The organism is Chitinophaga solisilvae (assembly GCF_009928525.1).
Lineage (GTDB): Bacteria > Bacteroidota > Bacteroidia > Chitinophagales > Chitinophagaceae > Chitinophaga > Chitinophaga solisilvae.
On the sequence record NZ_JAABOK010000002.1, the window covers coordinates 286,531 to 297,307 of the forward strand.

A 10,777-nucleotide genomic window follows, 5' to 3' on the forward strand; every position below is an offset into this window, starting at 1 on the left:
AACACCAAAACATGAACAAAGTAGTAGCTAATGCAGACGAGGCCATACATGATATTCCGGATGGCGCGGTGTTAATGCTGGGTGGATTTGGTTTGTGTGGTATCCCGGAAAAAAGTATTGCTGCGCTGGTAAGAAAAGGTATCAAAGGACTCACCTGTATTTCCAACAATGCCGGCGTTGACGATTTCGGACTGGGCCTGTTGCTGAAAACCCGCCAGATCAAAAAAATGATGTCGTCCTATGTAGGAGAAAACGCCGAATTTGAAAGACAACTTCTGGCCGGCGAGCTGGAAGTAGACCTGATTCCGCAAGGCACATTGGCCACCCGTATTCAGATGGCCGGCATGGGCATCCCCGCCTTTTTTACCCCCGCCGGTTATGGTACTGAAATCGCTGCCGGAAAAGAAACCCGCGAATTCAACGGTAAGCATTACCTGATGGAAATGGCGCTGCACGCCGATTTTGCCATTGTAAAAGCCTGGAAAGGAGATACCATGGGCAACCTGCAGTTCCGTAAAACTACCCGTAATTTCAGTACCTCCATGGCCAAAGCCGGACAAATCACCATTGCGGAAGTAGAGCACCTGGTACAGCCGGGAGAACTGGATCCTGACAACATACACGTTGCCGGTATCTATGTGCACCGCATCTTCGGAGGCGCAGACTATGAAAAACGGATAGAACGTAAAACTGTCCAGATCTGAGCAGCATCTATTAATTTCTAAATCAGCTTTTTATGCCTCTTGATAAATATGGCATTGCCAAAAGAATTGCGCAGGAATTGCGGGATGGTATGTATGTAAATCTGGGTATCGGCATCCCTACACTGGTCGCCAACTACATCCCTGCAGGCATTTCCATCATGCTGCAGTCGGAAAACGGTATGCTCGGCATGGGCCCCTATCCGCTGGAAGCAGACATCGACGCGGACCTCATTAATGCAGGAAAAGAAACCGTGACCCTGCTACCCGGCGGCAGCTTTTTTGATTCCGCCGAGAGCTTCGGTATGATACGGGCCGGCAAGGTAGACCTCACCGTTCTCGGCGCCATGGAAGTATCCCACAACGGAGATATTGCCAACTGGAAGATTCCCGGTAAAATGGTAAAGGGAATGGGCGGCGCCATGGACCTGGTAGCATCTGCCAAAAACATCATCGTTGCCATGATGCATACCAACCCCAAAGGTGAGAGCAAACTACTCCCTGACTGCACCTTACCCCTTACCGGCGTCAATTGCGTAAAGAAAATAGTCACCGAACTCGCCGTACTGGACGTCACCCCGCAGGGCTTTAAACTCCTGGAACGCGCTCCCGGCGTAACCGTAGAAGAGATCAAATCCAAAACAGCAGGTAAGTTGATTGTGGAAGGAGAGGTGCCGGAAATGGTTTTATAGTTAATTGCGAATTACGAATTGCGAATTACGAATGAGGAAGCGAAGATTTAAGCGATAACCATTACATATCACCTTTAATCTTCGTTTAAATCTTCGCTTCCTCATTCGTAATTCGCAATTCGTAATTCGCAATTATTTATCCCATCCTAATTCGACAAATCACAGAATTATTGGCTAACTTACAACTTGCTAAATATGTTTGAGGTGCAAGTTGGTTTCCTTTGTTATAACGGTAAATACGTACATACCGGTGATCCTATCTTAACAGCCGATAACCGTTCATTCCGCTACGGGGATGGATGTTTTGAAACCCTGAAGGTTTACCAGGGAAATGTAGTGCTGGGCGACCTGCACTTTGAGCGCCTGCTTGCCAGCCTGAACCTCCTGCATTTTGAAGTTCCTGCTCATTTTACCAAGACATTTTTCTTTACACAGATATTAGACCTTTGCCATAAAAATCAGGTGGCCGAAATGGCAAGGGTACGGTTTACAGTATTCCGGGCAGACGGCGGCCTGTACGACCCTGTTAATAACCAGCCCTGCTATGTGATCCAGACATGGGATCTCAATAAATCCGTGATGGAGCTGAATGAAACTGGCCTTTTACTGGATGTCTTCCCGGATGCCAGAAAATCTTCTGATAAATTCTCTTCCATCAAATCCAATAACTGCCTGCCCTATGTAATGGCTGCCATGTATGCCCGGCAACACCGGCTGAATGAAGTGCTGTTACTGAATCAGTATGGCCGCGTAGCGGATAGTACTATCGCCAGCGTTTTCATCGTTCATCAGAAAACCATCTATACCCCGCCGCTTTCTGAAGGAGGTGTATGCGGTGTGATGCGTAAGCATCTATTGAAATCTGACCTTCCCTTCCGTATTATAGAACAGCCGCTTACCATCGAAGACCTGGAAAATGCTGATGAAATATTTTTAACGAACGCTATCCAGGGCATCAGGTGGGTAGGTGCCTTCCGCGACAGCAGCTACGGCAATGCCACCTCCGCCATATTACACGAAACCCTCTTCGATATTTAAGACCTATCATTTGAGATTTATTCATTTGAGATTTGGTTATTTAAAACGCAGCGAAGATCTTCGCGTATAGCTTCATGTGTATACAACGTAATCTTCGCTGCATTTTAAATAACCACATCTCAAATGAACACATCTCAAATGATTAGTCTTTGCTGGTTGCGCCGTGATTTACGGCTGGATGATCAGGCGGCATTGTATCATGCATTGCGTGATGAATATCCGGTGGTGCCCGTGTTTGTGTTTGATACGCATATTCTCGACGACCTGGAAGACAGGCAGGACCGGCGTGTGACGTTTATTCATGCTGTGCTGGAGGAGATGGATGCTGCGCTGCAAAAGCTGGGTGCTTCGCTGGATGTTTTCTATGGTACGCCGGAGGCAGCATTTGCACATTGGACAAGCAAATACAAGGTGGCGAAAGTATTTGCGAACCATGATTACGAGCCTTATGCAAAACAGCGTGATACCGCTGTGGCAAAGCAGTTGAAAGAAAAGAACATTTCCTTTCATACGTATAAGGATCAGGTGATTTTTGACAGGAATGAAATATTGAAAGATAACGGTGAGCCATATACGATTTTTACACCTTACAGTAAGAAGTGGCTGGCTGCGATAACGCCCTTCATGTTAAAATCCTATCCCGTAAAGAAGTACTGCCTGGGCTTTTACCGGCAGCCGGCACAGCATATGCCAACGTTGAAGGAAATGGGTTTCACAGCGGGGGAACGTCATTTTCCTGCGAAGCAACTGGAGGAGGCGCTGATAAAGCACTATGATAAAACCCGCGATTTTCCTGCCCTGGAAGGGACTTCGCGGCTGGGTATGCATCTGCGTTTCGGTACCGTGAGCATTCGTCAGGTAATGCGGCGGGCTATGCAACTGAATGAGCTCTTTGTGAAAGAGCTTATCTGGCGTGAGTTTTATCAGATGATACTGTTTCATTTTCCACATGTGGTCGGGCATGCCTTTAAAAGAGAATATGATAATATTCCGTGGCGGAATGATGAGAAGGGGTTTGCCGCCTGGTGTAACGGGCAGACCGGCTATCCCATTGTGGATGCAGGAATGCGGGAACTGAATGCCACGGGGTATATGCACAACCGCGTACGTATGATTACCGCCAGTTTCTTAACCAAGCACCTGCTGATAGACTGGCGCTGGGGAGAAGCCTATTTTGCTGCTAAGTTGCTGGACTATGACCTCGCCGCCAATAATGGCGGATGGCAGTGGGCGGCAGGATCCGGCTGTGATGCCGCGCCGTATTTCAGGGTATTTAATCCAACGTTGCAGACACAGAAATTTGACAAAGACCTGGCCTATATCCGGCGGTGGGTACCGGAATTTGAATCGTTTGATTACGTGAAGCCGGTGGTGGCCCATGAAGAAGCGAGAAAGCGGGCTATAGAAGTATATAAAAAGGCACTTAACAGCTGATGCTGTCAAGTGCCGGAGGTATCAGCGTTTTTCAGCCGCCTGCATCAATGCATCAACGGCGGCTCTGCCTTCGACGCCCAGGTCGAGGCTGAAATCATTTACATACAGGTCGATATGCTGCCGCATAACCTGTTCATCCATTTCCTGCGCGTGGGATTTCACGTAATCAGACAGCTGCGGATAGCCTGTGTAGGCGTGCTGCAGGCTTTTGTGGATTAACTGATCTATCTGTGCGCGTACGGGAGCGGGAATGTCTTTTCTGATGAAGATGCCACCCAGCGGAATAGGACTGCCGGTTGTCTGTTCCCAGTATTCGCCCATATCCATGAGTTTCACCAGGCCCTTGAGCTGATAGGTGAAGCGGTTTTCATGAATGATAACGCCGGCATCTACTTCACCGTTGAGTACTGCATTTTCTATTTCTGAGAAAAGCATTACTTTTTTGTGCTTCGCTTCCGGGAAAGCGATAGAAAAGAGCAGGTTGGCGGTGGTGTTTTCGCCAGGTATGGCAATCGTCAGGTTTTTTATGTCCTCTGCAGGAATGTCTTTCCTGGCGATGAGCAGGGGGCCGCATCCGCGACCCAGTGCGCTGCCGCTGTTCAGTAATTCGTACTGATCCCTTACTTTCAGGAATACGGCGAAGCTCAGTTTGGTAATAGGCAGTCTGGCTTCAAGCGCCCATCGGTTGAGGGTTTCCACATCTTCCAGTTGTGTGTCGAAAGTAAATCCTTCCGTATCGATCTTATTATTCACCAGTGCATCAAAGATAAAGGTATCGTTCGGGCAGGGTGAAAATCCTAGTGATAAGTGCATATACGAGCAAAATTTTAGTAACTGTCAGGATAAGCCGGCGATCGTCTGTACGATGGAGATCAGCTCATCATTTAATGTTTTTATGGCCAGTGGTATTTTCCATTTGCTTTTATCGCGTATTTCCACATAGTTGGAGATGCTGCGGAGCTGCAGGAAAGGGATGCCGGAAGTGAGGCAGGCATAGTGGAAAGCGGCGCCTTCCATGCTTTCCACATCGGGCATATACCTGGTTTCCAGGCGGGTGATGGTTTGTGCGCTGCCGCTGACGAGGTTTACACTGACGCTGGTTGCCCGGGGCAACTCAGGCAGGCAGGGTAGTCCGGCAAAGGTATTTACCAGGGCAGTGCCTGTAAATGGTGGCTGGGAAGGTTGCCAGAGATTTATATCAAATAAATCTTTAAACTGATCGTTGTCTTCCGCACCAAGGTCGGCCAGGTATTCCCGGTCTACCATTACAAGGGAGCCCAGTTGCCATTCCCGGCGGAAAGAGCCTGCAATACCGGCCTGGAGTGCCATATCTGGCTTGCGGACAGCCAGGTGGGTACCGAGGCTGAAAGCAGTATGCATCATGCCTATACCGGCTATGAGAACATCGATGTAACAATTGGCCAGCCGGTACTGCGTATCGGATATACGCTGGCTTTGATGGTCCAGGAAGGTGATAAAGGGCTTTATTTCCAGTATGGTGGCAGCTGTAACCAGTAATTTCATCCGATAAAATTACGCCAAAAATGACATCGCCCGTGTAAAACAATTGACAGTAATCAGGAATAATTGGATCGACTCGGAGAATAGTGGTATTTTTGCAAAAATTTTTCGCAATAATGATCTATTTAACGCGTGTAGAGAACTTTAATGCAGCGCATAAGTTGTCTAACCCGGGCTGGAGCAAGGAAAAAAACGAGGAAGTATTTGGTAAATGTGCCAATGATAACTGGCATGGACATAATTATGAATTACATGTAACTGTGAAGGGAAATCCTGATCCGGATACTGGTTTTGTATTCAATGCCAAGACGTTGGGTACCATTATCAAGGATCATGTGGTGGAGAAGGTGGATCATCGTAATCTGAACCTGGATGTTGATTTTATGGCGGGTAAGTTTACTTCTGCCGAAAATCTGGCTATTGCCATCTGGGATCAGCTGACAAAACATCTGCCTGCGGAAGTGCAGCTGCATTGTATCAAATTATATGAAACACCACGTATATACGTAGAGTATTACGGTGGAAAGTAATACCGGTGTTGTCTGGCTAGTGCGGATCTGCATCTGGAATTGATAAAATCATATAAGAATGGCGTATAACAAGGTTGAAAGTTACGACGAAAAGATCACGTCCGGTCTTGTAAAGAATTATAAGGAATGCCTGGAGCTGCTGGGAGAAGATGCCCGGCGCGAAGGCCTGGAAAAAACGCCTGAACGCATGGCTAAAGCCATGCAGTTCCTGACACAGGGCTACCAGCTGGACGCAAAAGAAATTCTGAATGGTGCTAAATTCACAGAATCATACAGTGAGATGGTCATTGTGAAAGATATAGAGTTGTATTCGATGTGTGAGCATCATATGTTACCTTTCTTCGGAAAAGCTCATGTAGCTTATATTCCGAACGGCTATATCACCGGTTTAAGTAAGATTGCCCGTGTAGTTGATGTTTACGCACGCAGATTACAGGTACAGGAGCGGCTGACCCATCAGATCCTGGACGCTATCCAGGAAACACTGCAGCCGGAAGGCGTAGCAGTGGTGATTGAAGCACAGCACCTCTGTATGATGATGCGCGGCGTACAAAAGCAAAACTCGGTGACCACCACATCCGCTTACAGCGGCCAGTTTGGTGACGTAGCTACCCGCAGCGAATTCATGAAACTTATCGGCAGATAGGACTTTCCTGTTATCCGGAAAAATGCTCAACCAGTAAACATTTGAGATTTATTTATTTGAGATTTGATTATTTAAACGCAGCGAAGATGTAAGCCTATAACTTCGCTGCGTTTAAATAATCAAATCTCAAATAAATAAATCTCAAATGTTTACTGGTTGAACCATTTTTGCCGGTAACTGTTTTTTAATGCAATTTTAGCGCAGTTGTATTCGGATTTTTCTATAAATTAATAGATTGTATATTTGGAATATATTTCATTTGAAATTAAATACTATATAAGCACATGAAGCATGCATACGTATTCCCCGGACAAGGCTCACAGTTTCCGGGCATGGGTAAAAACCTGTATGACACCAATGCAAAAGCAAAAGAATTATTTGAGAAAGCTAATGAAATCTTAGGATTCCGTATCTCCGACGTCATGTTCGGTGGTACTGAAGAAGATCTGAAACAAACCAAAGTCACCCAGCCTGCCGTATTTCTGCATGCCGTTATCGCGTTCCTCTGCACGGAACATTCCACACCTGAAATGGTAGCCGGTCACTCCCTCGGAGAATTTTCCGCACTCGTAGCCAATGGCGTATTGTCATTTGAAGAGGCGCTGCGCCTGGTAGCAATCAGAGCCAACGCCATGCAAAAAGCATGTGAACTGCAACCTTCCACCATGGCCGCTGTACTGGCCCTGGAGGATGCAAAGGTAGAAGAGATCTGCGCCAAAGTAGCCGCTGAAACCGGCGAAGTGGTGGTGCCGGCCAATTACAACTGTCCGGGACAACTCGTGATCTCCGGGTCTCTGAAAGGCATCGATATTGCCTGTGCAGAAATGAAGGCTGCCGGCGCTAAAAGAGCCATGGTATTGCCGGTAGGTGGCGCTTTCCACTCTCCCCTCATGGCGCCTGCCAGAGAAGAGCTGAAAGCCGCTATCGAAAAAGCTACCTTCAATACTCCCGCCTGCCCGGTATACCAGAACGTAGTAGCAGCAGCTGTTACCGATCCTGCGCAGATCAAACAAAACCTCATCGATCAGCTGACCGGCGCCGTAAAATGGACACAATCCGTTCAGGCCATGATCGCTGACGGCGCAAAAGAATTCACCGAAGTAGGCCCTGGTAAAGTGTTACAAGGGTTAGTGCAGAAGATTAATAAGGAGACGGTGGTGAACGGGATAAACTAGAATTGCGAATTACGAATTACGAATGTAGGCGAAGATTAAAACGAAGATTTAAGTAGATGTTTAATAGTTATCTCCTTAAATCTTCGTTTTAATCTTCGCCTACATTCGTAATTCGCAATTCGTAATTCGCAATTCAAAGCATAATCGCCATTTCATACTGCGACAAATAATGCCCCAACCCTGCCTGTTCCAGGAAGCGTGAAATCTCCGGGAATTTATCATCGATGTTAATGATGCTCATGGGACCATTCAGGGCCCCGGAGGCATGCTGCAGCAGGCTGCTGCCGATACCCTGCCTGCGGAAGCCGGGATGTACGGCAATATTTCTGATGCGGCGGCTTTCCTTGTGAACGCTGATGAATCCTACAGGCTGTCCGTCAAGCGTGGCTTGCCAGGTAGCCGTGAAAGGATGTTCACGGGTAATGCTGGCGATGGTGTTGGACCATGAAGGCTCCTGATCCATAAAGGTGCTGAGCACCTGCCAGTCGGGATCCGCTGTTTTTTCTATGGAGATGTTTTCCGCTGTTTTGTGGGTAGCCACTGTGCCTTTATAGCAGTGATAGTGACGCACCTTGCTGAAGCCGCTGTTGGTATAAGCCTTGATGGCAGGCAGATTGGAGGTAATGACCTCCAGCAGTATTTTTTTGATCCCCTGCCGCTTATAAACAGGAATAAACTGCTCATACATTTTTTGAATAAGGTGTTGCCCGCGATAGGCGGGTATTACACCGGTACCGCCATTGTAGAGTACCTGCGGCTTTACCTGGCTGTCGGTTCCATGAAGAATAAAAGCGCCCAGCTCGTCCTGGTTGAAGGCGCCGATAGACCACTGCCGTTGCAGGTTTTCAGCTTTCATCTTCTGTTCAAGGATCGATGGTGTTAAATGCAGGGGAACAATGTAATCGCTGAATGCCTCATTGAAAGTTTCACTGATTACCTCTGTTGTTGCAGCCCGCAGGTCGTGGAAATCATGTAGAAAAGTCATAACCTTAAGATCTCATTAATATTAGGAAGGATTAACCATATGCAGGAGTAGATTTATATAAGCGGGCGTATTATGATAACTCTATCCGCACATTTGTCCACTCCGGTTCAAATTTGTCTGTATACTTTTTGTAGAAATTGATAGCCGGTTCGTTCCACTCCAGCACCTGGAAAGTAATACCGGAAAACTGTTTCTCCTTTGCTTCTGCAATCAGCTGATCGAATAACAGTTTGCCTACACCTTTGCCGCGCCAGGAAGAGGTAACAACAATATCTTCCAGATACAGGCGGCAACCTTTCCAGGTAGAGTAACGGATGTAGTACAGGGCAAATCCGATGATCTGTTCCCCGTCCGGTACCGGTACGGTGGCTACAAATGCTTTCCATACAGGATCAGGCCCAAATCCGGCGGCTTCAAATGCCGCAGGGCTTACCGTTACTTCATGTACGGAGTTTTCATATTCCGCCAGTTCACGGATCAGTTCCATAATGCGGGGACAATCTTCTTTTCGTGCAACCCTTAACGTTATATCTTGCATAGTCTCCATATTTAATTTTTGAGCAGGTACGGTTTGGATCAAACGGGCTACTGTATTATATTTCCGGGGTATTGTGCTGTCCCGGAGGAGATACAGGGGGAACTGCCTGTCTGCCGTTCGCAATGTAATCAAATAGAAGCGTATCTGCCGCATAAAAAATTATGAATGGCAGATGGGGGAAAACACATCGGAAATTGTCAAACAATATTGTAATTTGTTGAGGATTCACATGCGGACAATTTAATAAATGCTGTAAATGAAAGAATTACTGGTGCATTACGCATCTTATAACTGCTGGGCCAATCAGCAGATAATCGCAGTGCTGCTGAAGCTGGATGAAGCACAGACGGAAACCGAGGTGGGGGGCAGCTTTCCTTCGCTGAAGAAAACGGTGCTGCATTTGTGGTTTGCAGAGAGCATCTGGCATCAGCGTTTGTTGCTGACAGAAAAACCGGTAGACCCCAGTACCGGATTTACGGGATCTTTTGAAGCTGCCTGCCGGGCATGGCAACAGCAATCGCAGGCATTGCAGGAGTGGGTGAAGCATGCAACGCCGGTAAGGCTGGAACATACGCTGGCCTATAACACCTCCGGCAGCGGTGTGGTGAAGCTGCCGGTACACGATGCGCTGATGCATGTTTTTAACCACAGCACTTATCACCGTGGTCAGCTGGTGAATATGATCCGGATGCTGGGCGTATCAACAAAAATACCTCCGCTGGACTATCGTCATTATAAGCCCAGAAAGTAGGCTGATTTTATTATTTTTACTGGATATATGCTGCAAATGCTCCTTTTATGAATGCTGCTTCTTTTTATGCACAAGCCCCCAAACACCTGGTGGCAGTAGATTGCATCATTTTTGGTTTTGATGAAGGTAAATTAAAGCTGCTCGTGATGAAGCGGAAAGTGGCGCCTATGGCTGGTGAATGGTCGCTGGTAGGAGGCTTCGTACAATCCGGCGAAAGTACGGACGATGCCGCTGCCAGAGTACTCAAACATACCACCGGACTGGAAAATATTTACATGGATCAACTCCGCTGTTATGGTGAGGTAGGCCGCGATACCGGCGCCAGGGTTATTTCCGTGGCTTATTACGCGCTTATCCGTATCAAGGATCACGACCGTCCGCTGGCACAGGAACACGGCGCACACTGGCTGGAACTGCACGAAATACCGCCATTGATTTTTGACCACAAACGTATGATAGAAGATGCGCTCGTTCAGCTCCGCAACAATGCGCACTTTCATCCGATAGGATTTGAACTGCTGCCGGAGAAATTCACGCTCTCACAGTTGCGCAGCCTGTACGAAGAAATCTATAACAAGCCGCTGGACAAGCGTAATTTCCGTAAGAAAATTCTGTCGCTGGATGTAATGGAAAAGCTGGATGAGAAAGACAAAACCTCTTCCAAGAAAGGCGCGCATCTCTACCGTTTTGATCCTGCCCGTTACGAGGCGCTCATGCACAAGGGGCTGGTATTTGAAATATAGACTTTCCTTCAGGTGGAAAATGA

At 47.4% G+C, this 10,777-nt stretch carries 13 protein-coding genes; 9 read left to right on the forward strand and 4 right to left on the reverse strand.

Annotated elements, in window-relative coordinates; genetic code table 11:
- Positions 1-11: 11 nt before the first annotated feature.
- From GWG06_RS03985 to GWG06_RS04000, 4 genes are all read left to right on the forward strand, one after another.
- Positions 12-704 carry a CoA transferase subunit A gene (locus GWG06_RS03985; RefSeq protein WP_127038096.1) on the forward strand — a complete coding sequence of 231 codons (693 nt, stop codon included), beginning with the start codon at positions 12-14 and terminating at the stop codon, positions 702-704.
- A gap of 32 nt (positions 705-736) precedes the next feature.
- Complete coding sequence (locus GWG06_RS03990; protein ID WP_160711487.1) at positions 737-1,393, forward strand: 3-oxoacid CoA-transferase subunit B; 657 nt, start codon at positions 737-739, stop codon at positions 1,391-1,393.
- A gap of 195 nt (positions 1,394-1,588) precedes the next feature.
- Positions 1,589-2,431, forward strand: a complete 843-nt coding sequence (locus tag GWG06_RS03995) for an aminotransferase class IV (RefSeq protein ID WP_127038100.1) — start codon at positions 1,589-1,591, stop codon at positions 2,429-2,431.
- A gap of 123 nt (positions 2,432-2,554) precedes the next feature.
- Positions 2,555-3,865: a cryptochrome/photolyase family protein gene (locus GWG06_RS04000; RefSeq protein ID WP_202182942.1), complete on the forward strand. Its 1,311-nt coding sequence runs from the start codon at positions 2,555-2,557 to the stop codon at positions 3,863-3,865.
- Positions 3,866-3,886: 21 nt separating this feature from the next.
- On the opposite strand, the gene GWG06_RS04005 is transcribed toward GWG06_RS04000, so the two are convergent.
- On the reverse strand, positions 3,887-4,678 hold the full coding sequence (locus GWG06_RS04005) for a 1,4-dihydroxy-6-naphtoate synthase (RefSeq protein WP_127038102.1): 792 nt from the start codon (positions 4,676-4,678) through the stop codon (positions 3,887-3,889).
- Positions 4,679-4,702: 24 nt separating this feature from the next.
- The gene (mqnB, locus tag GWG06_RS04010; RefSeq protein WP_127038104.1) at positions 4,703-5,389 is read right to left on the reverse strand and encodes a futalosine hydrolase; all 687 of its coding nucleotides are present in this window, start codon (positions 5,387-5,389) and stop codon (positions 4,703-4,705) included.
- A 113-nt stretch (positions 5,390-5,502) separates the two neighbouring features.
- Here mqnB and GWG06_RS04015 point away from each other — a divergent pair, with 113 nt between their 5' ends.
- The 3 genes from GWG06_RS04015 to fabD all read left to right on the forward strand — a co-directional run bounded on the left by GWG06_RS04015 (position 5,503) and on the right by fabD (position 7,737).
- Entirely contained in the window at positions 5,503-5,916 is a 414-nt protein-coding gene (locus tag GWG06_RS04015) for a 6-pyruvoyl trahydropterin synthase family protein (RefSeq protein WP_127038106.1), read from the forward strand.
- Between the two features lie 58 nt (positions 5,917-5,974).
- Positions 5,975-6,562, forward strand: a complete 588-nt coding sequence (gene folE / locus GWG06_RS04020; protein ID WP_160711489.1) for a GTP cyclohydrolase I FolE — start codon at positions 5,975-5,977, stop codon at positions 6,560-6,562.
- A 284-nt stretch (positions 6,563-6,846) separates the two neighbouring features.
- Entirely contained in the window at positions 6,847-7,737 is an 891-nt protein-coding gene (fabD, locus tag GWG06_RS04025) for an ACP S-malonyltransferase (protein WP_160711491.1), read from the forward strand.
- Positions 7,738-7,870: 133 nt separating this feature from the next.
- On the opposite strand, the gene GWG06_RS04030 is transcribed toward fabD, so the two are convergent.
- Both GWG06_RS04030 and GWG06_RS04035 read right to left on the reverse strand, forming a co-directional pair.
- Positions 7,871-8,722, reverse strand: coding sequence for a GNAT family N-acetyltransferase (locus GWG06_RS04030; RefSeq protein WP_160711493.1), 852 nt, complete (start codon positions 8,720-8,722; stop codon positions 7,871-7,873).
- A gap of 70 nt (positions 8,723-8,792) precedes the next feature.
- The gene (locus tag GWG06_RS04035) at positions 8,793-9,260 is read right to left on the reverse strand and encodes a GNAT family N-acetyltransferase (RefSeq protein WP_160711966.1); all 468 of its coding nucleotides are present in this window, start codon (positions 9,258-9,260) and stop codon (positions 8,793-8,795) included.
- A gap of 256 nt (positions 9,261-9,516) precedes the next feature.
- On the opposite strand from GWG06_RS04035, the gene GWG06_RS04040 reads away from it, so the two are divergent.
- On the forward strand, positions 9,517-10,011 hold the full coding sequence (locus GWG06_RS04040; RefSeq protein WP_160711495.1) for a DinB family protein: 495 nt from the start codon (positions 9,517-9,519) through the stop codon (positions 10,009-10,011).
- A gap of 47 nt (positions 10,012-10,058) precedes the next feature.
- On the forward strand, positions 10,059-10,754 hold the full coding sequence (locus GWG06_RS04045; protein ID WP_127042629.1) for an NUDIX hydrolase: 696 nt from the start codon (positions 10,059-10,061) through the stop codon (positions 10,752-10,754).
- Positions 10,755-10,777 lie beyond the last annotated feature (23 nt).